The 26,549-nt window shown below is 68.0% G+C and carries 21 protein-coding genes; 5 read left to right on the top strand and 16 right to left on the bottom strand.

Going from position 1 to position 26,549, the window contains the following annotated elements:
- Positions 1 to 55 precede the first annotated feature (55 nt).
- The gene (locus ACZYX4_RS12660) at positions 56 to 832 is read left to right on the top strand and encodes a LysM peptidoglycan-binding domain-containing protein (RefSeq protein WP_463876363.1); all 777 of its coding nucleotides are present in this window, start codon (positions 56 to 58) and stop codon (positions 830 to 832) included.
- 106 nt (positions 833 to 938) lie between these two features.
- Entirely contained in the window at positions 939 to 1,430 is a 492-nt protein-coding gene (locus tag ACZYX4_RS12655) for an Rv3235 family protein (protein ID WP_463876361.1), read from the top strand.
- A gap of 157 nt (positions 1,431 to 1,587) precedes the next feature.
- Here ACZYX4_RS12655 and secA read toward each other — a convergent pair whose 3' ends face one another.
- The 7 genes from secA to mtrA form a co-directional block, all read right to left on the bottom strand.
- Positions 1,588 to 4,326 (bottom strand): preprotein translocase subunit SecA, encoded by a 2,739-nt coding sequence (secA, locus tag ACZYX4_RS12650; protein ID WP_463876359.1) that lies wholly within the window; start codon positions 4,324 to 4,326, stop codon positions 1,588 to 1,590.
- A 68-nt stretch (positions 4,327 to 4,394) separates the two neighbouring features.
- Positions 4,395 to 5,663 (bottom strand): winged helix-turn-helix domain-containing protein, encoded by a 1,269-nt coding sequence (locus tag ACZYX4_RS12645; RefSeq protein ID WP_463876421.1) that lies wholly within the window; start codon positions 5,661 to 5,663, stop codon positions 4,395 to 4,397.
- Positions 5,664 to 5,695: 32 nt separating this feature from the next.
- Positions 5,696 to 6,421 (bottom strand): ribosome hibernation-promoting factor, HPF/YfiA family, encoded by a 726-nt coding sequence (hpf, locus tag ACZYX4_RS12640; protein WP_463876357.1) that lies wholly within the window; start codon positions 6,419 to 6,421, stop codon positions 5,696 to 5,698.
- A 143-nt stretch (positions 6,422 to 6,564) separates the two neighbouring features.
- Positions 6,565 to 7,689, bottom strand: a complete 1,125-nt coding sequence (locus tag ACZYX4_RS12635; protein WP_463876355.1) for a ComF family protein — start codon at positions 7,687 to 7,689, stop codon at positions 6,565 to 6,567.
- A gap of 92 nt (positions 7,690 to 7,781) precedes the next feature.
- Positions 7,782 to 9,503: an LpqB family beta-propeller domain-containing protein gene (locus ACZYX4_RS12630; RefSeq protein WP_463876353.1), complete on the bottom strand. Its 1,722-nt coding sequence runs from the start codon at positions 9,501 to 9,503 to the stop codon at positions 7,782 to 7,784.
- Positions 9,500 to 11,566, bottom strand: coding sequence for an MtrAB system histidine kinase MtrB (mtrB, locus tag ACZYX4_RS12625; RefSeq protein WP_463876351.1), 2,067 nt, complete (start codon positions 11,564 to 11,566; stop codon positions 9,500 to 9,502). The genes ACZYX4_RS12630 and mtrB overlap by 4 nt, the downstream gene beginning before the upstream one ends.
- Positions 11,538 to 12,212: an MtrAB system response regulator MtrA gene (mtrA, locus tag ACZYX4_RS12620; protein ID WP_463876349.1), complete on the bottom strand. Its 675-nt coding sequence runs from the start codon at positions 12,210 to 12,212 to the stop codon at positions 11,538 to 11,540. The genes mtrB and mtrA overlap by 29 nt, the downstream gene beginning before the upstream one ends.
- A gap of 185 nt (positions 12,213 to 12,397) precedes the next feature.
- Here mtrA and ACZYX4_RS12615 point away from each other — a divergent pair, with 185 nt between their 5' ends.
- The gene (locus tag ACZYX4_RS12615) at positions 12,398 to 13,111 is read left to right on the top strand and encodes a DUF4166 domain-containing protein (protein WP_463876347.1); all 714 of its coding nucleotides are present in this window, start codon (positions 12,398 to 12,400) and stop codon (positions 13,109 to 13,111) included.
- A gap of 30 nt (positions 13,112 to 13,141) precedes the next feature.
- Here the strand turns inward: ACZYX4_RS12615 and ACZYX4_RS12610 are convergent, their stop codons facing one another.
- The 7 genes from ACZYX4_RS12610 to mnmA all read right to left on the bottom strand — a co-directional run bounded on the left by ACZYX4_RS12610 (position 13,142) and on the right by mnmA (position 21,894).
- Complete coding sequence (locus tag ACZYX4_RS12610) at positions 13,142 to 14,185, bottom strand: uroporphyrinogen decarboxylase/cobalamine-independent methonine synthase family protein (protein ID WP_463876346.1); 1,044 nt, start codon at positions 14,183 to 14,185, stop codon at positions 13,142 to 13,144.
- A 2-nt stretch (positions 14,186 to 14,187) separates the two neighbouring features.
- Positions 14,188 to 14,655 carry a chorismate mutase gene (locus ACZYX4_RS12605; RefSeq protein WP_463876344.1) on the bottom strand — a complete coding sequence of 156 codons (468 nt, stop codon included), beginning with the start codon at positions 14,653 to 14,655 and terminating at the stop codon, positions 14,188 to 14,190.
- A 177-nt stretch (positions 14,656 to 14,832) separates the two neighbouring features.
- Positions 14,833 to 16,536, bottom strand: coding sequence for an ABC transporter ATP-binding protein (locus tag ACZYX4_RS12600; protein ID WP_463876342.1), 1,704 nt, complete (start codon positions 16,534 to 16,536; stop codon positions 14,833 to 14,835).
- Positions 16,533 to 17,558 (bottom strand): ABC transporter permease, encoded by a 1,026-nt coding sequence (locus tag ACZYX4_RS12595; protein WP_463876340.1) that lies wholly within the window; start codon positions 17,556 to 17,558, stop codon positions 16,533 to 16,535. Before ACZYX4_RS12595 ends, ACZYX4_RS12600 begins: the two co-directional genes overlap by 4 nt.
- 1 nt (position 17,559) lies before the next feature.
- Positions 17,560 to 18,651: an ABC transporter permease gene (locus ACZYX4_RS12590; RefSeq protein ID WP_463876338.1), complete on the bottom strand. Its 1,092-nt coding sequence runs from the start codon at positions 18,649 to 18,651 to the stop codon at positions 17,560 to 17,562.
- A gap of 130 nt (positions 18,652 to 18,781) precedes the next feature.
- Positions 18,782 to 20,416 (bottom strand): ABC transporter substrate-binding protein, encoded by a 1,635-nt coding sequence (locus ACZYX4_RS12585; RefSeq protein WP_463876336.1) that lies wholly within the window; start codon positions 20,414 to 20,416, stop codon positions 18,782 to 18,784.
- Between the two features lie 335 nt (positions 20,417 to 20,751).
- Positions 20,752 to 21,894: a tRNA 2-thiouridine(34) synthase MnmA gene (mnmA, locus tag ACZYX4_RS12580; RefSeq protein WP_463876334.1), complete on the bottom strand. Its 1,143-nt coding sequence runs from the start codon at positions 21,892 to 21,894 to the stop codon at positions 20,752 to 20,754.
- A gap of 225 nt (positions 21,895 to 22,119) precedes the next feature.
- On the opposite strand from mnmA, the gene ACZYX4_RS12575 reads away from it, so the two are divergent.
- Entirely contained in the window at positions 22,120 to 23,364 is a 1,245-nt protein-coding gene (locus ACZYX4_RS12575; RefSeq protein WP_463876332.1) for an NAD(P)/FAD-dependent oxidoreductase, read from the top strand.
- 24 nt (positions 23,365 to 23,388) lie between these two features.
- Here ACZYX4_RS12575 and ACZYX4_RS12570 read toward each other — a convergent pair whose 3' ends face one another.
- Positions 23,389 to 24,621 (bottom strand): cysteine desulfurase family protein, encoded by a 1,233-nt coding sequence (locus tag ACZYX4_RS12570; protein WP_463876330.1) that lies wholly within the window; start codon positions 24,619 to 24,621, stop codon positions 23,389 to 23,391.
- Positions 24,622 to 24,671: 50 nt separating this feature from the next.
- On the opposite strand from ACZYX4_RS12570, the gene ACZYX4_RS12565 reads away from it, so the two are divergent.
- The gene (locus ACZYX4_RS12565; protein WP_463876328.1) at positions 24,672 to 25,568 is read left to right on the top strand and encodes a DMT family transporter; all 897 of its coding nucleotides are present in this window, start codon (positions 24,672 to 24,674) and stop codon (positions 25,566 to 25,568) included.
- Positions 25,569 to 25,612: 44 nt separating this feature from the next.
- Here ACZYX4_RS12565 and ACZYX4_RS12560 read toward each other — a convergent pair whose 3' ends face one another.
- Complete coding sequence (locus ACZYX4_RS12560) at positions 25,613 to 26,305, bottom strand: hypothetical protein (protein WP_463876326.1); 693 nt, start codon at positions 26,303 to 26,305, stop codon at positions 25,613 to 25,615.
- Between the last annotated feature and the right edge of the window lie 244 nt (positions 26,306 to 26,549).

Raw genomic sequence — 26,549 nt, 5'->3', positions numbered from 1 at the left:
GTGAGGCGGTCAGACCATGAGGGCAGCAGAATTCCCACAATCCAGGCGCCGGCGCGTGTCCCACGCCGATGCGGCCATGGCCGCCGTCATTTTGGCGCTCGGACTCGTCCTTGCCGCAACCGGCGGGAGCATCCTCCAGCGCTGGCGGTCATCCCCGGGCCGGCAGCAGTCCCTCGGGTTCGAGGACCAGCTTGGCGTTGCGGCCAACACGGCCGGCCTGATCGTCATCCTCTGGTGGGCCATGTCCTTTGTCATTGCCGTCGCGGCGGCATTCCTCGACCGTTGCGGCAACGCACGCGCCGCCTCGGCCGCCGGAAAGTTCACCCCCGCCTTCATGCGCCGTCTCGCCCTGGCCGCGGTCGGACTCCAGCTGGCCACCGCAACGCTGGCCACAGCTTCTCCCCTGCCGGCCCTCCCCGGATCGCCCGGGGCCGCGCCGGCCGCATCCGCCGGGTGGACGCCGACGACGGCCCCGGTCACACCCGGGACCCCGCCGCCCGCCGTCAGCTCCACCCCCGCTCCGGCGCCGCAGCCCGGCGCTCCGGCCGCCGCCAATCCACAATGGCAGCCCATCAGCCCGGTCGTCGAACCCGGCCCCCTGGCGGGACGCCACCTGCGACAGCCGCAGCCCGGAGCCCACTCCACGGAAGTGACAGTCCGCCCCGGAGATTCGCTGTGGACCCTGTCTTCGGCCCGCCTGGGGCCCTTCGCCTCCGACGTCGACATCGCCTTGGACTGGCCCCTGATCTATCAGGCCAACAGGGACCTTATCGGTGCGAACCCCAACCTCCTGAGGCCAGGCCAGGTGCTCCAGCTTCCCCCCGTGCACTGAATCCGCCGGACGCCCCGGTACGGCACAAACGCTCCGCCGAAACCACGTTCAACGCAACAACCCCACAGCAGTCCTTGAACCGCCAGCCAACAGCAAAGGAAGCAACATGAGCGCCCTGCCCAGCCCCCGCGCCGCCGCGGAAGCCCCCGCATCCACTGCCACGCCCCTGCGTCTTGTCCCCGGAGGCGCCGCCCCGGCCGCCGCCGCGTCCGGTCCCTGCCTTCCGGCACCGCCGCTGCGCGCGGCCGATGAGGACCGCGAGATTTGTGCGATCTCCCGCAGCACAGTCCAGGCCGCCATCGAGGTGCTGGCCGGCACCCGGCCGGCGCAGCAGCTCGCCCGGCGGCTCGACGAACGCTGCCTCGCGGCTCTGCAGCACCGGGCCGCCCTCACCCGGAGGGTGCCGTGCGGAGCGTCACCGACCGCCGGACGCCTGCACCGCAATCCCTCAGTCCGCTCGGTCCGGGCCTGCCGGGTCTCCGCCGACGTCTATGAGGCCAGTGCCGTCGTGGTCGAGGAGCTGCGGGTCCGGGCCGTCGCCTTGAGGCTCGAGCGAAGCAGGCTTGCCTGGCGCGTCACCGTGCTGGAAATCGGCTGACAGCCTCGCACGCTGTCCGTGGAAACCCGCTGGGGGCCGACTCACGGATCCGACGGAAGGAGGAGGAAGCACCAACGAAAGAGGACCGGAGCGTGCTCCGGTCCTCTTTCGTTGGTGCGCCGTTCCGACGGGCTGCTGCGGCTGCGGCTGCAGCCGGTTAGCGCCGCTTCTTCTTGTTCGCCCGGCGCGGGGAGTCCTGCGCTACGGCCTTGGCCGGGTTGCCGGAGCGGCCGGAGGGCTTGGCCTCAACGCGGGTCTGGGCCGAACCGTCCTCGCCGGGGGCCGTGTACTGCAGCTGGGCCGGCTTTTCGGGAGCTTCCAGCCCGGCAGCCCGGATCTGCGGTTCGTGGTGTTCGGTGTGCTGGCCCGCGGCGTCCGCCACGACCACGTCCTCGGCGGGGGTCACCTCGACCTCAAGATTGAACAGGAATCCGACGCTCTCCTCCCGGATGGCCTCCATCATGGCCTGGAACATGATGAAGCCCTCGCGCTGGTATTCCACCAGGGGATCGCGCTGGGCCATCGCGCGCAGGCCGATGCCTTCCTTCAGGTAGTCCATCTCATAGAGGTGTTCCTGCCACTTGCGGCCGATCACGGACAGGACAACGCGGCGCTCAAGCTCCCGCATGCTCTCATGGCCGAGGGCTTCTTCGCGTGCCTGGTAGACCAGGCGCGCATCCGAGAGGATCTCCTCCCGGAGGAAGTCCACGGTGATCCGCGATTTTCCGCCGGCCTCGTCGATGAGGTCGTTCGGGGTGACGCTCACGGGATAGAGGGTTTTGAGGTTGGACCACAGCAGGTTGAAGTCCCAGTCATCGCCGTTGCCCTCCGCAGTGGCTTCCTCGATGAACGAGTTGAGTGTGTCTTCCAGGAAGAACTGGACCTTCTCGTGGAGGTCATCGCCCTCGAGGATGCGGCGCCGGTCGCCGTAGATGGCCTCGCGCTGGCGGTTCAGGACGTCGTCGTACTTCAGGACGTTCTTGCGCTGTTCGGCATTGCGGCCTTCGACCTGGCCCTGGGCCGAGGCGATGGCGCGCGAGACGAGCTTGGATTCGAGCGCGACGTCGTCGGGTACTGAGCTGTTCATCAGCCGTTCTGCCGCGCCCGAGTTGAACAGGCGCATCAGATCGTCGGTGAGCGACAGGTAGAACCGGGACTCACCGGGGTCGCCCTGGCGTCCGGAGCGGCCGCGCAGCTGGTTGTCGATCCGGCGTGATTCGTGCCGCTCGGTGCCCAGCACGTACAGTCCGCCGAGGCTGAGGACCTCCTCGTGCTCGTCCTTGACAGACTGCTTGGCTGCATCGAAGGCTGCGGGCCAGGCCGCTTCATATTCTTCGGAGTTTTCTTCCGGGTCCAGGCCGCGCTTGGCGAGGTCGGCGACGGCGGTGAACTCGGCGTTGCCGCCGAGCATGATGTCGGTACCGCGGCCCGCCATGTTGGTCGCCACCGTCACGGCACTCTTGCGGCCAGCCTGAGCCACGATCGCGGCCTCACGGGCGTGGTTCTTGGCATTCAGGACCTCGTGCCGGACGCCTTCCTTGCCCAGCAGCCCGGAGAGGTATTCACTCTTTTCGACGCTGGTGGTGCCGACCAGGATCGGCTGGCCCTTGGCGTGCCGTTCGGCGATGTCCTGGACGACGGCGTCGAACTTGACGGCCTCGTTCTTGTAGACGAGGTCGGCCTGGTCGATCCGCGTCATATCGCGGTTGGTGGGGATGGCAACGACGCCGAGCTTGTAGGTGCTCATGAATTCGGCGGCTTCGGTCTCCGCGGTACCGGTCATGCCAGCGAGCTTGTCGTACATGCGGAAGTAGTTCTGCAGCGTGACGGTGGCGAGCGTCTGGTTCTCGGCCTTGATCTCGACGCCCTCCTTCGCCTCAATCGCCTGGTGCATGCCTTCGTTGTAGCGCCGGCCCGCGAGGATACGGCCGGTGTGCTCGTCAACGATCAGCACCTCGCCGTCGAGGATGACGTAGTCCTTGTCCCGCTTGAAGAGTTCCTTGGCCTTGATGGCGTTGTTGAGGAAGCCGATCAGGGGGGTGTTGGCGGACTCGTAGAGATTGTGGATGCCGAGGTAGTCCTCGACCTTTTCGATGCCGCCTTCCAGCACACCGACGGTACGCTTCTTTTCGTCGACCTCGTAGTCGTCCTCGGGCTTGAGCCGGGTGACGACCTTGGCGAACTCGCTGTACCAGCGGTTTGTGTCGCCCTGGGCGGGGCCGGAGATGATGAGCGGGGTCCGTGCCTCGTCGATGAGGATGGAGTCCACCTCATCGACAATGGCGAAGTGGTGGCCGCGCTGAACGAGTTCGGACTTGTCCCACGCCATGTTGTCGCGCAGGTAGTCGAAGCCGAATTCGTTGTTGGTGCCATAGGTGATATCCGCGGCATACTGCTCGCGGCGGAAGGCGGGGTCCTGGTTCGACAGGATGCAGCCGCTGCTCAGGCCGAGGAACCGGTACACACGGCCCATGAGGTCCGACTGGTATTCGGCCAGGTAGTCGTTCACGGTGATCACGTGCACACCCCCGCCGGCCAGGGCGTTGAGGTACGCCGGAGCGGTCGCCACGAGGGTCTTTCCTTCACCGGTCTTCATTTCGGCGATATTGCCAAGGTGCAGGGCGGCGCCGCCCATCAGCTGGACGTCGAAGTGCCGCATCCCAAGGGTGCGGGAGGAGGCTTCGCGGACGGCGGCGAACGCCTCGGGCAGGAGGTCATCGAGCTTCTCGCCGTCCACGTGGCGTGCGCGGAGACGGTCGGTCTCCTCGCGCAGTTCGGCGTCAGTGAAGGTCTGGAAGGAGCTTTCCAGGGCATTAATGGAATCGGCATAGTTCCGCAGTTGCCGCAGGGTCTTCTTGTCACCCGTGCGGAGAAGTTTTTCGATAAGTGATGCCACGTGAAGTTGCTCCCAGTCTCAAGCTGCCGAATTCTGGCGTGATTAGTCTACGGGAGAGACGCAGGCGGTTACGCCTGTTCCCTCTGAGCGGATACGCCGCTTCCTGCCCCGGACACAGCGTCCGCGAGCGCCGGCGCCAGGTCCCCTCTGGGGGAGACAATAACCCGGTCCAGTTCCAACCACTCTGCCATGAGCTGCAGTTCCGCAGCGAGTTCGACGGCGGTGTCGGCGGAAGCTCCGGGCTCCGCGTGGGCAGCCCTGGCCAGCAGGAGGCCGCTGGTGCGGTCGGCTTTCAGGTCGACGCGGGCCACGATCCGCTCGCGCAGCAGGAACGGCAGCACGTAATAGCCAAAGCGGCGCTTCGGCTCCGGGGTGTAGATCTCGAGGCGGTAATGGAAACCGAACAGGGCCTCAAGGCGCCGCCGCTCAAAGACCAGCGAGTCGAAGGGGCTCAGCAGCGCCCGGCCGGTGGCCGCGCGCGGGAGTCCCGCCTCGATGTGCCGGTAGACGGGTTTGTTCCAGCCGGACACTGTGACGGGCAGCAGCCTGCCGGTTTCGGTGAGGTGTTCGACGGCGATGGCGGAGGCACGCAGGGGCGTCCGGAAGTAATCAGCAAAGCACCGCAGCGTGCGGATACCGTGGGCCCGGGCGGCGGCATCGATCAGCCGGACCAGCGCGGCCGCCTGGTCCGGCACAGTGTCCGGGGAGGCTGCGGCGTCGGGATTCACATCCGGCCGGCCGGGCAGGACCTTGGCGGTGGGCGTGTAGCGCCGTTCAAAGGAGTCCGTGCGGGAGGCGGCCGAGATGAGTCCTGCTTCGAAGAGGTGCTCCAGCACCCGCTTCACGGCGTTCCAGTTCCAGCCCCAGTTGTCCTGCTGGCGGTCCTCCACATGGCCCAGCCGGGCGGTGAGTTCGGCAGCGGTCATTGGCCGGCCGGCGGCGAGCGTTTCAAGCACCCGGGCGGCGACACCGCTCCGCAGCTCGGGATCCATGGAGTGGGCCCCCACCCATGTGCGGCTCTGCCACAGGCGCAGGTCCTGGAAATGGTCGGGACGGATGAAGCTGGCTTCATGTGCCCAGTACTCCATCATGCGGCGCGGGTGGCGCTCCGCCATCCGGTCCACGATGGTGCGGTCATAGTTCCCCAGGCGGGAAAAGAACGGCAGGTAGTGGCTCCGGGACAACACATTGACGGCGTCGATCTGGACCAGTTGGAGCCTGGCAAACGTACGGCCCACCGCCCGTGACGTCACGGGTCCGGCGGGCCGTACCTTGTCCAATCCCTGGGCTGCCAGTGCGATCCGCCGTGCCTGCTGAAGGCTCAGCGATTCCGGCACGTCAGTCACGTCGTTGGATGGCCAGCACCAGCTTAGGCGCTGGCAGGCTCATCCTCGGAACGGTAGGCGAGGATCTTCTCGTCCAGCGGAGCCGCAACCGGCTCGCAGGTCTGGTCGAGGGAAATAACTCCGTACGTCCACCCCTCGCGGCGGTAGACGACCGACGGTGCTTTGGTCTCCTTGTCGACGAAGAGGTAGAAGTCGTGACCGACGAGTTCCATGTTGTCGACTGCGTCGTCGAGTGTCAGGGATGCTGCGGGGAAGACCTTCCGGCGGATGAGCACGGGCGAGTCTCCGGCCGGGATATCGTTCTCGACCTCGTACGGCGACTTCTCGGCGGGAGTCTCTTTGGGCTCCCCCCAGTGGTTCGCCTCGACGTAGATGGGCTCGCTGGTGCTCGCTGGCTCGAGGGTGGCCGTCGCCTCGGTGACGGACTTGGGGGTGTGCCTGCCGTGGTGGACCTTTCTGCGGTCCTTCGCCCGGCGCAGGCGTTCAAGAAGCTTGTTGTAGGCGAGGTCGAACGCGGCGAACTTGTCCGCTGCGCTGGCTTCGGCACGAATCACGGGACCCCGTCCCAGGACGGTCAGCTCAACCGTGAGCATCTCGTCGGTCTGCCGGGCCTTGGTCTCCTTGGAAACCTTCGCGTCCACTCTCTGGACCTTGTCCCCCAGCGACTCGATCTTCGAGATCTTCTCGTCGGCGTACTCGCGGAACCGGTCGGAGACCGTCAAATTGCGTCCGCTGATCATGAACTCCATGGTGCCCTCCAAATGACTTCGGTGACACGACAGCGGCACTTCCTGAGGCTGATCTGACTGACAGTCGAGCCCCTTTCCGAGCCGCTATCGACAGGTACATCTGTTCTTGGTACCCATCTTCGACGTTAGTTCATAGCCCCCTCTTATTCATCCTTTTTTGGTTTATTTTTTTCCTTAACGGGCAGTTCCCCTGCCACCGTGCGGTCCGCGGCGCCGTAGTCGGGCGGAACGGGCGGGCGTGTCGCAGCGACGACGACGGCGCCCCTCACCACGGCGCCGGCCGCACGCAACGCCCGGGCAGCCTCGGCCACGGTGGCCCCGGTTGTGAGCACGTCGTCAACGATGATGCACGGCCGGCCGTTCAGCTCCGGTGCGAACAGCCCGCGGCGGACGCGCATGGATCCGCGCACCCGCTGGGCGCGGTCCCCGCGGCCCAGCCCCTTCTGTCCGCCGGATGTTCCCCGGATTCCCGGGAGCTGGTAAGGGGCCCCGGGCACCAGCTCTCCTGCTCCCCGTCCGGTCTTCGTGGCAGCGGCCCGCAGACCGATCTTCCGGAGGGCATGGACGGCGGTGAACCCGGAGGACGGGCTGCATCCCGGGACCCGGCTCGGCCGTATCCTGCCCAGCAGCACATGCACCGGGCTGAAGCCGCGTTTCCGGTAGGCACTGCTGCTGGTTGGCACGGGGACGAGCAGCAGCCCCTGGTGCTCCCCTGCTGCGGCCCGAATGGCCCGGGACAGGCCTGTCGACAACACCTCCGCGAGCTGTCCCTGGCCATGGCTCTTGAAGGACAGGACGGCCTGCGCCAACTCCGCGCGGTACGCGCCGGCGGCCACGACCGGGAGGAGGACGGAGCCGTCCACGTCCATCAGGGCGGGCGCCTGGGCCTCTGCCCGGAACGGCCGGCGCATCAACAGCCGGACTTGCCGTTCGCAGCCGCCGCACAGCGCCAGATCCTCGGCACCGCAGCAGACGCAGTCCACCGGCGCCGCGAGCGCCAGCACTTCGGCCGCGGCATCCGCCGCCCCGTCCGCCAGCCGCGCCAGTGGCCGGCGGTAGTCCCCGCGGTGTCTCGCCGCGGCCGTAGCCGCCGGAGCCAGATCAGGGTCCACCGCCGTCCGGGTCCGGCGAGCCGCGCGGGTTCCGGCGCGGGTTCGCCCGACCCCGTCGGCGTGGTTTGCATCGGGGCGCTCGTCCGGGCCGGACGCGGTGTCGGTGAAGGCACTGGAGTGGCGGTCGCGGTCACGGAGTTCTCTGGAGGTCCCCACAGCAACAAGGTTCCGCCCGCCCGGCATGTCGCGGCAGGGCCGTGGCACACCATGTGGAAAAGTCGCCCCCGGATCCCGGAGGTCTTTGATCCCTACCCCGGATAGGACGGGTCAATCGGCCCCTTGAGCTGCGGCGACCAGCCGTTGCCGAGCCACTGGAAGATCCCTTCCGTGGACTGGGCGTAGATCTCCTCCCCGCCGTTGCCGGCGCTGAGCGTGGTGAGTCCCGGCCACGGCGCAAGCTGCTGCGGCTGGGACGAGGTGAGGGACAGCAGTTCAGGTGTGACGGATTCACTCGGCGATCCCTTCATCACGGCGATTGTGGAGTCATCCACCCACACGCCCTGGTCCGGATCTTTCATCGCCAGCAGGGTCATTGGCACGGTGAGGTCTTTGGGCGTGCCGTCCGCGGCACGGACAATGCCAGCGATCTGGACTTTCGTCTTGCCGTTCTGCTCCGTGAGGACGAGGGCGCGGGTGCCCTCGCGTGAGACCCGGAGCTCCTTGACGGACCGTCCGGCGAGCCAGGCCGGGGACAGGGTGACCGCGGGGACGCCTGAGCTTTCCGCCACGCCGATGGGCCGGTGCGCGATGATCTCCGTGCCGCCGTCGGCCCCTGGCCCCGCCGTCCAGACCCAGTCGTACCGGTCGAAGGACGGGCCGGTCAGCGTGGAGCGGGTGGTCAGCGCCCTGGCGGGCTGCCCGGGCACCACGGAGTACAGCGTGCCGCGGCCGGCGTTGAGGAAGGCCGCGGACTGTGAGACGGGAGACTCCGCCGGGGCCCGGGGCGCCAGGGCCGAGACAGGCTGGATGTCCGGAAGCGGCGAGATCCGGTTGTTCTCATACCGGACCAGGCCGTTGTCGCTGACGGCGATCTGATGGGCCGGGACGTTCTTGTCCCGGATCGGCGGGAGAACCGACCCGTTGTCCTCCACGCGCACCAGATCCTTGTCGGCCCGGAGCTCAACGTTGATGACATCGGGCTGGCTGCGGAAAGTCAGGGCAAGCTGGGTCTGCATCCGCAGCCGGTCCTCGTTGGACGCCTCCACGAGGTCCTTCGCCGTGAGGTCCACCTGCGCGGCACCGGAGACAACCGGGACAGACTCGCGGGCCAGCTTGATGCCGGAGGGGAAGGCGCTGACGACGGCACCCTTGAGGTACGGGGCCGGGCCGCCGAGGAGGGCGCTGGTCATGGCCTTGACGGTCTTCTTCTTGATGAACCACCGGACATCGGGGACCGCGTAGGTGAACGTCGGGTCATAGAAATAGATCGGATAGGCGCCGTAGATGACCTTGAACGTCTCTTCCGGGATCGCCGTGCCGTCCGGCAGCTGCGCAATCCGCCATTCCCCGTCCACCTGGGTCACGGTAGCGGGGATGTTCTCCTTTGTGCCCTCCGGCAGCCGGGTCGCCACACCGTCCGCGTCGACGGAGTAGGACACATCCAGTTCATAGTTGAAGACGTTTTCGACGCCGGTCGGCACCACTCGCGCGGCACGGAAGACGAGCACCCGCTGGTCAGGCTTCCAGGTGACCGACGACGCCTGGGTCAGGTACTGGCGTGCCACCGCGTAGTCGTCCTCGTAGCCGCTGCCGGCGAGGTAGAAGTCCTCGATCACGGCTTCCGGCGCGGCGCCCTTGCGGGGCGCGGACGGGAAGAATACGGGGGCATTCTTGGGGTTCCCGGCGCTCTCATCAGTGCTTTTTCCCACCGGACCCGATCGGGGGATCTGGGCGCACGACGTCAGCAGGAACAGCAGGACCGCCAGCAGCGCGGCCGCCGCGCGGGTGGCCGTCCGGGTGGAATCGTTCATGACCTGTCCTTCATTCCGGTTTCCGCTGTTCCGGTTTCCGCTGTTCCGGTTCCCACTGTTCCGGGGACTGTGGCTCCTGTAGCGGCTGCGCGGGCATCACGCGTCCCGGCGTTGGACCCTCTCCCGGCGTCGGACCCGCTCCCGGCGGCCTCGTTGTCGGCGCGCGGCGCCGGGGAGTGGTCCAGCAGCAGCATGGTCCGGTCGCTGCCCGGCTCCTGAAGTCCGACGTCGACCGGCTCCAGCTGGAGGGGGGACTTTGTGATGGCCTCGCCCTGGCGCAGCGCGAGGGTGAGGCGGAAGTTGGCGCCGGCGCCCTTCCTCCCCCAGGCCTGGAGCCAGCCGTTGTGAAGTTTCGTGTCCTCGGCGGCGATGGACAGGCCAAGGCCGCTGCCTCCCGTGGTGCGCGCCCTTGCCGGATCGGCACGCCAGAACCGGTCGAACACGCGGGCCGCTTCCGCGGGGGTCATGCCGATGCCGTGGTCGCGGACGGCCACGGCGACGGCGTTGTCGTTGGCGGCCACGGAAATGTTCACCGGGCGTCCCTCGCCGTGTTCCAGGGCGTTCAGGACGAGGTTGCGCAGGATCCGGTCGATCCGTCGGTCATCCATGTCCACGACGATGCTGCCCGCGGGTGCGTTGAGGGTGACCGCGGAGCCGTACTCGGCGGCCACCAGGGCCACGCCTTCCATCACATGGGACACGAGCTGGACGATGTCTCCCGGTTCGGCGTCGAGCGTGGCCACGCCCGCGTCGAAGCGGGAGATCTCCAGCAGGTCGGCCAGCAGGGACTGGAAACGCTCCACCTGGTGGTACAGCAGCTCTGCCGAGCGCTTGTTGATGGGGTCGAAGTCCTCGCGCGCGTCGTAGAGCACTTCGGCGGCCATCCGCACGGTGGTGAGCGGGGTGCGCAGTTCGTGCGAGACGTCGGAGACGAACCGCTGCTGCATCTGGGACAGGGTGGCGAGCTGGGTGATCTGCTCCTGGAGGCTGGCCGCCATGTGGTTGAAGGAGGCTCCGAGCCGGGCCACCTCGTCTTCGCCCTTGACGACCATGCGCTCCTGCAGCTGTCCCGCGGCGAGCTTCTCGGAGACGAGCGCGGCATGGCTGACGGGGCTGACGACGTTGCGGGTCACGTACCAGGCCACGGCGCCAATCAGGAGCGCCAGCACCGCGCCGCCGGCCAGGAGCACGTTCTGGATCTCGTCGAGGGTCTTTTGCGCCGTGTTGAGATCGTAGATCAGGTACAGCTCATAGACCGTGCCGTTGAAGGTGACCTTGTTGCCGACGGCAATTCCGGGGCGGTCCTCGGTGCCCACCGGGAACTCCGTGGAGGCCCAGAACTGCTCCTTGCCGGACTCCTGCACGGCCTTGCGCAGCTGGGGCGGAATGACACTGATGGTCAGCTGGTCCGACGCCCGCGACTCGACCCAGCGGTTGCGGGGCCTGGTTTGCTCGGGCATCGCCTCAAAGACGTACCGCCGCTGGATCACGGAGCCGCGGCCCTCGACGGCGTTCAGGGTGTCATAAACGAGCGTGATGACGCTGGACTGGTCGGTGACCTGGGCGCCGTCGAACGTGTCCTGGACCTGTTTGACGTTGTAACGCGTCTCCGACTCGGCCTGGACGAGCCGTTCCTGGAAGAGGTTGTTGGCGATCTGGTTGGACAGGTACGCGCCGACGACGGCGAAGGACGCGATCGCAAGCATCAGGGTCGTCAGCACGGTCCGGAACTGCAGGGACCGCCGCCACTTGAGGTGCAGGGACCGCAGCAGGTAGCGGATGCCCGGAAGCAGGCGCGAAGCCCCGGTGCTGACCAGCCGCGCCACCCGGACGCTGACGATCCGCGCGCGTTTAGCCCAGATCCTGGTGCGGAAGCACAAGGCCTGCCAGCCGGCGGGGTGGGGGGCGGCGGGCGGCGTGACGGGTCCGGCGGTGCCGGGTCCGGCGCCGGCCGGCTCGGACGGGCCCGCCGGGGCGCTGCCGGTGTCCGGGGCGGCGGTCAACGGACCGGCTCCGGGGCGGCCGTCCGACGGTTCAGGAACCTGCTTTGTAGCCGACACCACGGACCGTCAATACAACTTCGGGGGCTTCCGGGTCGCGTTCGATCTTGGACCTCAGCCGCTGGACGTGGACGTTGACCAGCCGCGTGTCGGCGGCGTGCCGGTATCCCCAGACCTGCTCCAGGAGCAGTTCCCGGGTGAAGACCTGCCAGGGTTTGCGTGCCAGCGCGACCAGCAGGTCGAATTCCAGGGGCGTCAGCGAGATGCGCTCGGTGCCGCGGCTGACGAGGTGTCCGGCCACGTCGATCGTGACGTCGGCGATGCGCAGCGTCTCCGGCGCCTTCTGGTCGCCGGGCCGGAGCCGGGCCCGGACGCGGGCGACGAGTTCGGCCGGTTTGAAGGGCTTGGGAACGTAGTCGTCGGCCCCGGACTCAAGTCCGCGGACCACGTCCGAGGTGTCCGCCTTGGCGGTCAGCATCACGATCGGCACGTCGGACTCGGCCCGGATCTGGCGGCAGACTTCAATGCCGTCAATGCCCGGGAGCATGAGGTCGAGCAGCACGAGGTCCGGCTTGGCGGAGCGGAAAATCTCCAGCGCCTGCCCGCCGTCAGCGCAGAAGACGGGTTCAAACCCGTCATTGCGCAGCACAATACCGATCATCTCGGCCAGCGCCTCGTCATCGTCCACTACCAGAATGCGTGCCTTCATATGTATATATTCCCCTATTGAAATGGCTTTGTCGTATTCAGCGGTGCCCCGGCATGGCGCCGATCTCAGCCGGGCCGCAGATCCGCGCTGCAGCACGGCGGCCTGCAGACTGTGACAAAAGCCGGTCCGTCCCGCATGCTGTGGACAGGAACACATTAACCGGCCAGGAACCCCAGGAGGATTCTGTGAGCACCCCGATCTACCAGCGCGCCCTCGGCGCTGACTATGCCCGGCTGCAGCCGGAGCTGCAGGAGTACTTCTCGCTCGCACCCGGTTCCGGCCACTACGGCGTCGGCGACGGTGTGTTTGAGGTGGTCGGCTGCCGGCAGAAGTGGCTCCGTCCCCTGCTGCGCCTCGCCAGCGGGGAGGAGTCCTTTTTCCCGGAATACGGGGAGGGCATCCGGTTCCGGATCGAGAACCACGCCCATCTGGACCCGTTCGGCCGTTCCAGCCTCACGGCCCGGCGCGAGATCTTTTTCCCGGGCACCACCCGCGTGTTCCACGACACCACGAGCTTCGATGATTCGGGCAGCCGGGGCGGGCTGGTGGATTACGTGGGGCGGTACCGGCGGCTCGTCACGGACCTTTTCCCCAGCGTCACCGCCGGGGGACGGCTGCGCGGGGTTTCGGAGGCATCACGGCTGTTCCTCGGGCCACTGCGGATTCCCCTGCCCGCCGCCCTCGATGCCAAGGCCTACGCCGAACAGTGGTGGGCGCCGGAGGAGGGCACGGCCGGGAAGCACCGGATCCAGGTGAAGGTGATCCAGCCGCAGCTCGGGCTGGTCCTGGTCTACGCCGGGCATTTCGACTACCGGCTGGAACCGTACCCCGGCGGCGTGACGGCCCCGGGCTACCTTCCGGACCACGCCAGGCCGGACCGTTGGGAAGGCCGAAGCTGACGGTGCTGCGTGCGGCGCCGCGTCCCGGTGCTAGCCGAGCGCGAGCTGGTTGAGGCCGTCGGCCACCTGGGTCAGCCGGGTCAGCACAGCCGTCGCGGCCGACGGCGAATACCGGGCCTGCCCGTCCGAGGGTGTTACCCGCAAGGCACCCAGGGTCGACGCCGGCAGTCCCAGCTGGCGCCACGGCCGCCAGACGGTCTCCACGACGTCGGCCACGCGGGGCAGCGCTGCGGCGGGGTTGGAGACGTCCAGGGCACCGGCCCACAGCCGTTTGCCCGCCTCCACCGCGCCGGCGAGCTGCTCCCACTGGCGGGACGTCAGGGCCCGCAGCGGCACGGCAATCCCGTCGGCCCCGGCGGCCAGGATCCGGTCGAAGGGCGCCTCGACTTCCGGGACGCAGACGACGACCTCGACGGCGCCGGCCGCCCGCAGGGCATCGATGACCAGCTGCCAGGCGTCGGTGGCTTCCCTGCCCGGCACGGAGCGCAGTGTCCGGTAGCCGCTGGACGTGGGAATGGTGCCGGCCAGCACCGACGCGATCTCCGGCTCGTCGATCTGCACGACGATCCGTGCTCCGGGGGCCGCCGCGGCCACCCGGCTGAGGTAGCTGCCGGCACCGGCCGCCAGTGAGGCCGCAAGATCCCGACGGGCGCCGTGGTCGATCAGGGCACGTTCCCCGTTGTGCAGGTGCAGTCCCGCGGCGAGGCTGAGCGGACCGCGGAGCTGGACCTTGATGTCCTGCGCCGGGGTGTCCTCCGCGCCGATCACGTCGGCGAGGATGTTGATGTCGGTGGACAGGGCAGAACGCGCCCGCCTGAAGTCCTTGCCGGGCCGGTCCACGATCCGCCAGCCGTAGGGCTGGACGTCCACGGACAGGTCCACCAGCAGGGAGGCTGTCCGGCCGAGAGCGTCGGAACCGACGCCCCGGTCGGGAAGCTCGGCCAGGAAGGGCAAATGCGGGCTGCCAAGCTCGCCGCGGATGATCCGCGCGGCTTCGACCGGGTCTTCGCCGGGCCACGGGCCCAGGGCGGTGGCGGTGACCTGTTCCGGCTCCGCGGCCAATGGTGCGGCCACGGCTAGGCGGTGGCGGAGACGGCCGCGCCGGCCGCCCCGGGGACGTGGCCGGCGGACCCGGAGCGCCCGGCTTCCGCGTCCCGGGTGTCGGCGGCCAGCGAGGCCTCGTGGTTCTCGGCAATGGCCTCGTGGTGCCGGATGACCTCGCCGATGATGAAGTTGAGGAATTTCTCGGCGAACGCCGGATCCAGGCGGGCCTCCGCAGCGAGGCGCCGCAGCCGCGCGATCTGCGCCATCTCCCGGCCGGGGTCTCCGGCGGGAAGCTTGTGGGTTGCCTTGAGGAATCCGACCTTCTGTGTGGCCTTAAAACGCTCGGCGAGAAGGTAGACGAGGGTTGCATCGATGTTGTCGATGCTGGAGCGGATCGACAACAGCTCCGCCATTACGCCGGGATCCACCTGACCGGCCAGCGAGCTGGCCCCGGGGTCATAGGAATCGGCGTCGGGATGGGTCTGGTTCTGCTCGGTCATTGACCCAGTCTAGGGGCACCGGCGCTAATCACTTCTGCTGTTAAGCGCCGGCGGCACGGACCGCTCCCTAAGCTTGCTGTGCGCCGTCGAAGGCCTCGTCCGTGGGTACACAAAGGGACATGCCCACCGCGCACGGCGGGCGGAGGGCATGTCCCCGGGTGCTGCTGCCGGTGCGGCTTAGCCTTGAAGCACGGCGCGGAATTCCTCCCGGCGCCGGGCCTGCTCATCCGGGTCCGGAACCGGCAAGGAGGCGATGAGCTTCTTCGTGTAGGCGTGCTGCGGATTGCCCATGACCTGGTTCCCGAACCCCTGCTCCACCATCTTGCCCTTGTAGAGTACGCCCACCCAGTGGGAGAGGATGTCCACCACGGCGAGGTCGTGGCTGATGAACAGGGCGGCAAAGCCGAACTCGGCCTGGAGGTCCTTGAACAGGTCCAGCACCACGGCCTGCACCGACACGTCCAGGGCCGATGTGGGCTCGTCTGCGATCAGCAGCTTCGGGTTCAGGATCAGCGCCCGCGCCAGGGAGGCCCGCTGCCGCTGGCCGCCGGAGAGCTCATGCGGGAACCGGTCGGCGTAGGCGGCCGGCAGCTGCACGGCTTCCAGCAGCTCCCGGGTCCGTTGCCTGGCCTGGGCCCGGGTCGGTTTGGTGTGGATGATCAGGGGTTCGGCGATGCAGTCCCCGATGGTCAGCTGCGGATTGAAGGACGCGGCCGGGTCCTGGAACACGAACCCGATCTCCTTGCGCAGCGGTTTGAAGGTGCGCTCCTTCAGGTTGAGCATTTCGTAGTCCAGCACCTTCAGGCTGCCGCCGGTGGTGCGGTTCAGGCCCGCGATGGCCCGCCCGATCGTGGTCTTGCCCGACCCGGACTCCCCCACGAGGCCGAAGACCTCGCCCTCGGACAGGGTGAAGCTGACCCCGTCCACCGCCTTGAAGGCGGGGGTTCCCAGCCGGCCGGGGTACTCGATGGTCAGGTTCTTGGCCTCGACGAGCACCTTGCCGCCCTGGTGCGCCCGCTGGGTCATTCCTTCGGAGGCGGAGTTCCTGCCCAGGTGCGGGACCGCGGCCAGGAGTTTCTTGGTGTAGTCCTGTTTCGGCTCCGCAAAGAGCACCCGCGAGGGCGCCTCCTCCACGACGTCGCCCTGGTACATCACGACGACGCGGTCGGCGAGGTCCGCCACCACCCCCATGTTGTGGGTGATGAGCACGATCGAGGTGCCGTACTGGTCCCGGAGATCCCGGAGGAGCTCAAGGATTTCCGCCTGCACGGTGACATCCAGCGCGGTGGTGGGCTCGTCGGCGACGATGAGCCCCGGGTTCAGGGCCAGCGCGGCGGCGATGACCACACGCTGTTTCTGACCGCCGGAGAACTGGTGCGGGTAGAAGTTGACCCGTGTTTCCGGGTCCGGGATACCCACCTTGCGGAGCGCCTCAATGGCTCGGGTTTTGGCTTCCTTGGCGCTGACCCGTGCACCTCCCCCGTGGCCGGCATGGGAGCGGATGCCCTCGGCAATCTGCCAGCCGACCGTGAAAACAGGGTTAAGGGCCGTGGACGGTTCCTGGAAGACCATGGCCACGTCGCGGCCCCGGATCTCCCGCAGCTTCGCCGGGCTGACGCTGATGACGTTGTTGCCGTTGATCAGCACCGCCCCGGAGCTGATCGCGGTCTCCGGCAGCAGGCCAAGGATGGTCTTCGCGGTGACGGTCTTGCCGGAGCCCGATTCGCCCACGATGGCCACGACCTCGCCGGGGTTGACCTGGAGGCTGACATCCTTGACGGCGTACACGTCGCCGGCGTCGGTGGCGAAAGTGACCTTGAGGTGGTCGATGTCGAGGACCGGGCCGGCGCCCGTGCCGTGCTGGTCGATGTTGGTGGTCATGAACTTCTCACTTCTGCTTCGGGTGCAGCCTGGCCGCCGGTGGTGGAATCCGGGCCGCCCTTGCCGGAGACCGCTTTCTTGCGGCCCCGCAGGCGGGGGTCGTTGAGGTCGTTGATGCTCTCGCCGACGAGCGTCAGGCCCAGGACGGTGAGGACGATCGCCAGGCCCGGGTACACGCCTGTCCACCAGATGCCGGACGTGGTGTCCGCCAGGGCCTTGTTGAGGTCGAAGCCCCACTCCGCAGCCGACGTCGGCTCAATGCCGAAGCCCAGGAAGCCCAGGCCGGCGAGGGTCAGGATGGCCTCGGAGGCGTTGAGCGTGAAGATCAGGGGCAGGGTGCGGGTGGCGTTCTTGAAAACGTGGAGGCGCATGATCCGGATGTTGGAGGCGCCCACGACCTTGGCCGATTCCACGAACGGTTCCGCCTTGAGCCGGATGGTCTCGGCCCGGATAACGCGGAAGTACTGCGGGATGAAGACGACAGTGATGGAAATCGCCGCCGCGAGGATGCCGCCCCAGAGGCTGGACCTGCCGCCGCTGATGGCGATCGCCATGACGATGGCCACGAGCAGCGGCGGGAAGGCGTAGATCGCGTCGGCAATCACCACGAGGGTCCGGTCCAGCCAGCCGCCGATGTAACCGCTGACCAGGCCCAGGATCACGCCGATGAAGATCGACATGATCACGGCCACAATAATCACCAGGACGGCGGTCCGCGCCCCCCAGACGACGCGGGAGAAGACATCGTAGCCGCCGACAGTGGTTCCCATCAGGTGCTTTCCGCCGGGCGCTTCCTGCGCCGGGAAGCCGCCGTCGGCGTCGGAAATCTGGGAGAAGCCGAAGGGTGCGATCAGGGGCGCGAAAATCGCGGTCAGCAGGAAGGCTGCGGTGAGGACGAGTCCCGCCACGAGCATGCCCCGCTGCAGGCCGACGCTCTTGTTGAAGTGCGATATGACCGGCAGGCGCCGGAACCACGGTCCCCGCGGGTCTTTGATGGGTTCGATAACGGCTGTGGTGCTCATATCAGTACCTCACGCGGGGGTCGATCAGCGCGGCGAGAATGTCCACGAAGAAGTTGGTCACGGCCACGATCACTGCGAGGAGGACCACGATGCCCTGGACAGCCACGAAGTCGCGGGCTGTCAGGTAGGTCGCGAGCTGGAAGCCCAGGCCCTTCCATTCGAAAGTGGTTTCGGTCAGGACCGCGCCGCCCAGCAGCACGGCGATCTGCAGACCCATGACGGTGATGATGGGAATGAGGGCCGGCTTGTAGGCGTGCTTGGTGACGAGGCGGTATTCGCTGACACCGCGTGAGCGGCCGGCCTCGACGTAGTCCTTGCCGAGGGTGCCGATCACGTTGGTCCGGACCAGGCGCAGGAAGATCCCGGCGGTCAGCAGGCCAAGGGCCAGGGCGGGCAGGACGGCGTGTGCCATCACGTCAGCCAGTGCGGCCATGTTGCCGCTGCGGATGGCGTCCAGCCAGTAAATGCCGGTCGGCGACTCAAGCGCGGTCAGGGCAAGCTCGTTGGCGGGTCTTGCCCGTCCGGCGACCGGGAGCCAGCCCAGCCAGACGGAGAACGTCAGCTTGAAGAGCAGCCCGGAGAAGAAGACCGGCGTGGCGTAGCACAGGATCGCGAAGACGCGCAGCCCGGCGTCCGGGCCCTTGTCGCGCCGGTGCGCGGCGACGAGGCCCAGCGGAATGCCCACGACCAGGGCTACCAGCAGGGCGTTGATGGTCAGTTCCAGGGTGGCTGCGCCGTAGGTGGCGAGCATCTCCGCGACCGGGCGGTTGTCGGACAGGGTGGTGCCGAAGTTGCCGGTCAGGAGCTGGGCCAGGTACTCGAAGTACTGCACAAAGATGGGCCGGTCGTAGCCGGCGGCGGTGATCCGCTCCTGGAGCTGTTCCGGCGGAAGCCGGCCTCCCAGGGCGGCGGTAATGGGGTCACCGGTGGTCCGCATCAGGAAGAACACCATGGTGACCAGGATCAGGATGGTCGGGAAGATCAGGAAGAACCTGATCAGGATGTAGCGGCCCAGTCCCCCACCGGACGTTTTCTTCTTTATCGGCAGAAGGCCTTCGCCGTCGGTCGGCGGTGCCTCGATAAGTGTTGTCATTGGTACCTAAATGTGTGTTCCGGGAGCCTCGTGGGCTGCGGAAGCGGTTGTCCTGTCTCAGCACCAAAGGCGGGGCGCCGTGTGGGCACCCCGCCTCGTTGGCTGGTCAGAACCGGATGGGGAATGCGACCTACTTGGAGATAACACCAAGGCGGGTCTTGAAGGAAGCATCCAGGGTCTGGTCAACACCCTTGATGTCCTTGCCGGCGACCATCAGCTGGGCGCCCTGCAGCAGCGGCAGCGTCGACAGGTCCTCGGCGACGGCAGTCTGGGCCTCGCCAAGGATCTTTTCGCGCTCCGCCTTGTCAACGGTGGTCAGCTGCTTGTTGATGAGCTCCGTGACGGCGGGGTTTTCGTAGTGGTTCTTCAGGAAGTTGCCGGGGACGAAGAACGGCGTGAGGTAGTTGTCGGCGTCGGAGTAGTCCGGGAACCAGCCGAGCTGGTAGACCGGGTAGGCGTCCGCCGTGCGGTCCTTGGAGTAGGTGACCCACTCGGTGGACTGCAGTTCAACCGTGAACAGGCCGGACTTCTCGAGCTGTTCCTTGATCATGGCGTATTCGTCACCCGAGGACTTGCCGTAGTGGTCCGGGTTGTACTGGAGCTTGAGGGTGACCGGAGCGGTGACGCCGGCGTCTTCGAAGGCCTTCTTGGCCTTGTCGAGGCTCGGCTTGCCGCTGCCGTCGCCGTACATGTCCTTCAGCGGCTGGCTGGCGCCGACGAAGCCGTCGGGAACGACCGAGTAGACCGGCAGGTAGGTGTCCTTGTAGACCTGGCTGGCTATTGCGTCGCGGTCGACGACGTTGGCCACGGCCTGGCGGACGGCAAGCGCCTTCGCGGGATCGGCGTCGGCCGCCTTGGCGCCGAACGGCATGGTGTCGAAGTTGAAAACGATGTAGCGCAGCTCGCCACCCGGGCCCTTGTAGACCTTGACCTTGGAATCCTTTTCCAGGTCAGCGGCGTCGGTCGCCGTCAGGCTGCGGCCGGCGACGTCGATGTTGCCCTGCTGGACATCCAGCTTGAGGTTGTTCGAATCGGCGTAGTACTTGATCGTGGCGCCGCTGTTGGCCGGCTTGCCGAGCAGGCCCTGGTAGTCCGGGTTGGCCTTGAGGCTGACAAGTTCGTTCTTCTTGTAGCTCTCAATCGTGTAGGGACCGGCGAACGGCTTGCCCTTGACGATTTCGTCGTCGGTCATCAGCTTGTCCGCCGGGAAGACCTCTTCGTCGATGACCGGACCCGCGTTGGCGGCGAGGACGCCCGGGAAGACCTGGTCGTTGCCGGCCTTGAGCGTGAAGACCACGGTGGTGTCGTCCTTGACGGTGACCGATTCGAGGTTGCCAAGGAGCGACGCGGGGCCGTTGTCATCGGCGATGCTGACGACCCGGTCGATGGAGAACTTCACGTCGGAGGACGTCAGCGCGTTGCCGTTCGCGAACTTCAGGCCGGGCTTGAGCTTGACGGTGTATTCGGTGGGGCTGGTGAAGGAGGCAGACTCGGCGATGTCGGGTGTGGAGGCGGCGGTGCCCGGCTTCGAGTTGAGCAGGAACGGGTAGATCTGGTTCATCACCATGAAGGAGCCGGCGTCGTAGGAGCCGGCCGGGTCGAGGGTGACGACCTTGTCGGTCGTGCCGTACGTAATGGTGCCTCCGCCGGCCGCGCTGCCGGTCGCCGTTCCGCCGCCGGAGGGGCCGGTGCAGGCGGTCAGTGCGAAGGCTGATACCCCGGCGAGCGCGATGGCGCTCTGCAGGGCCTTTTTGTTCATTGCCATCTGTGAACTTTCTGTTCGATGAGTACTAGTGCGCTGCCCGGAAGAGATGTTGGTCATGACCCGGGGCAGAACACTGTCCTGATGGACTGATTCAACCAGACGATCATCAGGTGAATCGTTACATCCTGTGAGATGAGACACAAAATTTACACGATCGCGCAGAACTCATCATTATCTGCAGGAATCCCGGCTGAACTTCGGCAGGGTACAGGGTGCAGGGTGCCCGGCGCGCAGGGGCCGGGATACCGATGCAAAAAGCCGCACACCGGCGGTGTGCGGCTTTCCGGCGGCGCCGGGACGGCCGCCGTCCCGGGTCGTCCCTGATGCAGGGCGGTCTAGAGTGCGGCCCGCTGCAGCGACCGCGCGGCGTCGATGGTGGCCTGGCCCAGGACACGGCTGCCCTGGTACAGCACCACGGTCTGGCCCGGGGCCACACCGCGCAGCGGCTCCGTCAGGGTGACCACAAGGTTGCCGTGTCCGCCGGCGCTGCCACCGGCAGGCAGGCGTTCCATCCGCGCCGTGGCAGGCACGGGGTCGCCGTGGGCGCGGACCTGGGCATAGCAGTCGAATTCTTCGCCGGTGGCCGCTTCGGCGATCGGCAGGCCGGCCCAGGAGACCTTGATGCCGCGGATCTCGTCGATGGCCAGGAGTGCCTCCGGGCCCACGACAACCTTGTTCTCCTTCGGCCGGATTTCCAGGACGAAGCGGGGCTTGCCGTCGGCGGCCGGGGTGCCCAGCTTCAGCCCGCGGCGCTGGCCGACCGTGAACGCGTTGGCGCCGGGGTGCTCTCCGACCTTCGCACCGGATTCGTCCACGATGTCGCCGGTGGTCATGTCGATCTTCTCGGCCAGCCAGCCGGCGGTGTCGCCGTCCGGGATGAAGCAGATGTCGTGGCTGTCCGGCTTGTTGGCCACCGAAAGCCCGCGGCGTTCCGCTTCGGCGCGGACCTCGGCCTTGGACGGCGTGTCCGCAAGCGGGAACATGGAGTGCTTGAGCTGCTCGTGCGTGAGCACGCCGAGAACGTAGCTCTGGTCCTTGGCCCAGTCCGCGGCCCGGTGCAGTTCAGGATTGCCCTCGGCGTCGTTGATCACCTTCGCGTAGTGGCCCGTGCAGACGGCATCGAACCCCAGGGCGATCGCCTTCTCCAGCAGCGCGGCGAACTTGATCCGTTCGTTGCAGCGCATGCAGGGGTTGGGGGTGCGTCCCGCGGCGTACTCGTCGATGAAGTCCTGGACCACATCCTCCTTGAAGCGCTCCGAGAAGTCCCAGACGTAGTAGGGAATCCCGAGCACGTCGCAGGCCCGCCAGGCGTCGCGGGAGTCCTCGATGGTGCAGCAGCCTCGGCTGCCGGTGCGCAGCGTACCCGGCATCCGGGACAGCGCGAGGTGGACTCCGACGACGTCGTGACCCGCCTCGACGGCGCGGGCTGCGGCAACGGCGGAATCGACGCCGCCGCTCATGGCTGCAAGAACTCGCATACTGACTTTCTTTGGGGTTCGGGGGTAGGTGCCGGCACCGGCTGCTGCTGGACGCAGAAGTAACACAGTGCCCGCCACACCAGTCTATCGCCACGCCGAATTCCCACCCAAAAGGCGTTGACGGCCCGGGCATGCCACTTTTAAAGTCAAAATAATGGTTTTGGGTTCACTTCCAGGATACGGGGCGCCCCGGTTGTGCCGGCGGCCCCGGGAGCCGGGTGCAGAATGGCCACCGAAAACATCGTGATCGTGGGCGGAGGGCTCGCCGGTGCCACCGCCGCCAGGACCCTCCGCGCCGAAGGGCATGACGGGCGGGTGATCCTGCTGGCAGAGGAGCGGCACCAGCCGTACCTGCGCCCGCCATTGTCCAAGGAATACCTGCTGGGCAGGGCCGCCGACGAGGCGCTGCCCGTGGCTCCGGCCGGCTGGTTCGCGGAGCACGGGGTCGACCTGCGGCTGGGCGTCCCCGTCACGGGGATCAATCCGGCCGCCCGCACAGTGGCGTGCGGGGACGGCCGGACGCTGGACTACACCTCGCTGCTGCTGGCCACCGGGGCACGTCCGCGGCGCCTCCAGCTGCCCGGCAGCGGCCTGGCGGGAGTCGGGACGTTCCGTACCGTGGATGACAGCCTTCAACTGCGCGCCGGCCTGGCCGGTGGCGGCCGGAACGTGGTGCTGATCGGTTCGGGCTGGATCGGCATGGAACTGGCCGCGGCGGCGAGCGCCTACGGAAACTCCGTCACGCTGCTGGGGCTGGAGGACGTGCCGCTGGGCGCGGCGATCGGGCCCGAGCTGGGCGGCTTCTTCCGCTCGCTGCACGAGGCGAACGGCGTCCGGTTCCGGCTCCCTGCCTCGGCCGCCCGGATCACCGGAGAGTCGGGGCGGGTCACCGGCGTGGTCACGGATGCAGGGGAGATCCTGCCCGCTGATCTGGTGATCATCGCCGTGGGTGTGGTTCCCGCAGTGTCGCTGGCCGAGGCGGCGGGCCTCGCGGTGCGCAACGGCATCCTCACGGACGCCTCGCTTCAGACCTCCGCGCCCGGTATCTTTGCGGCCGGCGACGTCGCCAACGCCCTGCATCCCTTCACCGGCGAGCACCACCGCAGCGAGCACTGGTCGAATGCCCTCAACGGCGGCAAGGTGGCGGCCAGGGCAATGCTCGGCCTGGCCGCCGCGCTGGACACGGTCCCCTACTTTTACACCGACCAGTTCGACGTCAGCATGGAGTACTCCGGCTTCCCGACACTCGTTACCGGCCGGCCCACCATCCGCGGTTCGCTGGAGCAGAAGGAGTTCCTCGCCTTCTGGCAGCGCGGCGGCCGGGTGGTCGCGGGCATGAACGTGAACTGGCCCCGGTCCGCCAGGCCCCAAAAGATCATCAAGCAGCTCATTTCAGCGAAAATCCCTGTGGGTCCTGATGCCCTCGCCGACCCCGGCGTCGCGCTGGACCGGCTTCTGCCGGACGCCTAGATCCTTACGGCGCCCCGCCTGTCGTCAGTTTGTGCCGCCTGCGGCGTGGCGGGCAACGGTTCCGGCGGTCTGGATGCTGGACTCGTGCCCGGCCATGCCGGCCTGGCGCGCGCGGGCGAAGGCGCCGGGCAGGGCAGCCAGCAACGCGTCGACGTCGGCCCCGGTGGAGGAATGCCCCAGGCTGAAGCGCTGGGCGCCCCGGGCGGTGTCCTCGTCCAGTCCCATCGCCAGCAGCACATGGGAGGGCCGGGGAACCCCCGCGGTGCAGGCCGATCCGGTGGAGGATTCGACCCCGGCCAGATCCAGCAGGAAAAGCAGCGAGTCGCCTTCGCAGCCGGGGAAGGTGAAGTGGGCGTTGCCCGGAAGCCGTCCCGCGCCGGGAGCCCCGCGCAGCACGGCGTCGGGAACGGCTGCCCGGACGCCGTCGACCAGCCGGTCCCGGAGCGCGGCGATGCGCGCCGCTTCCTGCGGCAGGTTGGCCGTGACGGCTTCGGCCGCCGCGGCGAACGCTGCGATCGAGGCGGTGTCGAGTGTTCCGGAGCGGACGTCGCGTTCCTGTCCCCCGCCGTGCTGGACCGGAGTCAGTTTCACGGCGCGGCCCAGCAGGAGCGCCCCGACGCCGACCGGGCCGCCGATCTTGTGCCCGGAGATGGACATGGCGTCGAGTCCGCTGGTACGGAAATCCACGGGCACCGAACCGAACGCCTGGACCGCATCGGAGTGAACGGGGACGCCGGCCCGGTGCGCCACGTCGACGATCTCCGGGATGGGCTGGATGGTGCCGACTTCGTTGTTGGCCCACATCACCGTGACCAGGGCGATCGACGCCGGGTCCCGGGCGAGCTCCGCCTCCAGCACGGCCAGGTCGACGACGCCGTCCGCATCCACCGTCAGCCAGCAGACCTCGGCACCCTCGTGCCGCGCGAGCCATTCGACGGTGTCCAGCACGGCGTGGTGCTCGACGGCGGAGCACAGGATCCGCGTGCGGGCCGGATCTTCGGCGCGCCGGGCCCAGTACAGACCCTTCACGGCGAGGTTGTCGGCTTCGGTCCCGCCCGAGGTGAAGATGACCTCTGAGGGGTGCGACCCGGCCGCGGCCGCCAGCACCTCGCGGGCGTCCTCGACGGCGCGCCGGGCGCGGCGGCCGGATCCGTGCAGAGAAGACGGGTTGCCGGTCCGGGACAGTTCGCGGGTCAGCGCAGCCAGGGCCTCCGGAGCGAGGGTGGTGGTGGCAGCATGATCAAGGTAGACGGGCACAGGGCAATTCTACCTGCGGCCGGATTCCGGTACTGGTGTAGATTCGAGCGGTGAAAGCGTCCCTGTACCTGGTCCTGGCCACCCTGTTCTGGTCCGGCAACTACGTCGTCGGCCAGGCCGCCGTCGCCTCGATGACCGCCCTGGACCTGACGTTCTGGCGCTGGGCGCTGGCCGCCGTGCCGCTGCTTCTCCTGGCCCACTTCGTGGAGAAACCCGATTGGCGGGCGGTCCTGCGCCGCTGGCCGGCGCTGCTGCTCCTGAGCGTGCTCGGGATGAGCGGTTACACGCTCCTGCTGTACGGGGCACTCGGCCACACCTCCGCCGTGAACGCTGCCCTGATCACGGCGGCCAACCCGGCCCTGATCGTTGTGATGGCCGTCGTTCTGCTCGGCGAGCGGACCACGCGCCTGGGCTGGCTCGGCATCTGCCTCGGCCTGCTCGGCGTGCTGCTGGTGCTGACCCGGGGCGAGCCGCAGCGCGCACTGGGTTTTTCCCTCAATAGCGGTGAAGTCATGATGATCGGCGCGATCATCATCTGGGCCCTCTACACGATCATCGCCCGCAGGCTGGGGGTCCCCCCCATTGCGGCCACGGCCGTGCAGGTGGCGATCGCGACTCTCACACTGGCCCCCTTCGCCCTCGCCCTGAATGTGCGGCTTCCTCAGACGCCGTCCGAAGCCTGGTCGCTGGCGTACATCGTCGTCTTCCCGTCCCTGGGCGCCTACCTGTTCTGGAACATCGCGCTGAAGACCACCCCGCCCGGGACAGCCGGGAACTACCTTAACCTGATCGTTGTGTTTACGGCGGTCATCACCGTGGCACTGGGGACGCCGCTCACCGTCGTCCAGATTGTGGGCGGCATCCTGGTGATGGCGGGCGTGCTGCTGACCGGCCGGAACGGGCAGCCAAAACCCGCGGCGGCAGCCACGTCACGCCTGGCCGCCTAGGCCCTGGGTTCCTGGGGCCTTAAACTGCCGGTCCGGCAGCCGGGTCAGCCGGACGGCGGAACGACGGCGATCCACGCTTCGGCCTCGATCCGCGCAGTGGCGAGAGTCGCGGCGTCCGGGCACGAGGCGGACAGGTACACGGACGATCCCGAGGTGCCGAACAGCCGCGCGTAGATTGCCGTGGCCCGGGCACCGGCCCGTCCCCCGCCCGCATAGACAAGAACCTCGACGCGCGGAGCGGGTTTGCCGGGTTCTCCACCCCAGCGCAGGGTCTCCGATTTCAGGTAGGCCGGAAGAATGCTGGCGTCAAGGTACTGGAAGAGCGCTTCCGTGGATGCCCTGTCGTCCCCGGAAACGGCGAGGGCTGATTGGTTGGTCCGTACCTTTGCCGAGACCACACAACCGTCCGACCTGACGTACTCGCTGGTCCCGGCTACGTTTTCCGCGCCGGGCTTCCACCCCGGCTGCTCACGCAGCCCGTCGGAAAGCCGGACGGGCACGCCGGCCGCCAGGGTGCCGCCGGCAGCGAAGGGCATGTCCTGCGCCGCGACAGCAGCGGCGTCGTGTCCGGGAGTGATGGTGGGCGTGGCCAGCGTCGGAGTGGCCGGCGCCGCCTTGGGTGCAGAGGGGTCCGGAACGCCGACGCTGCAGCCGGCCAGCGCGGCCGTGACCGCGAGCGCCAGGAACGCGCGGATCCCCCGCTTTGCGCGGAGGGCGCGACGGGAACCGGGGCTCATGCCAGTCCGTGCCGTGCCGGACGTTTCCCGCTTGCTTCCCATGCCCCGCTCCGCCCCCATTCGCCATGCCGGTTCCGCATTGCTGCCCGGCCCCCGCACGATTCTAGACTCTCGCCGCGAAAGCACCGCCTGAGGCCCGCGGGTGACGGCGACGGCGGTCATCGGGCGCTGGCTGGTGCCGGCGGCCGGGAACCTTCCGCGCCGGTACGCTCGTTCTTCCCCTTGCCGGTTAAACTGGCCACGC

The organism is Pseudarthrobacter leeuwenhoeki (genome assembly GCF_055412885.1).
This window is presented reverse-complemented; position numbering and strand designations above follow the sequence as displayed.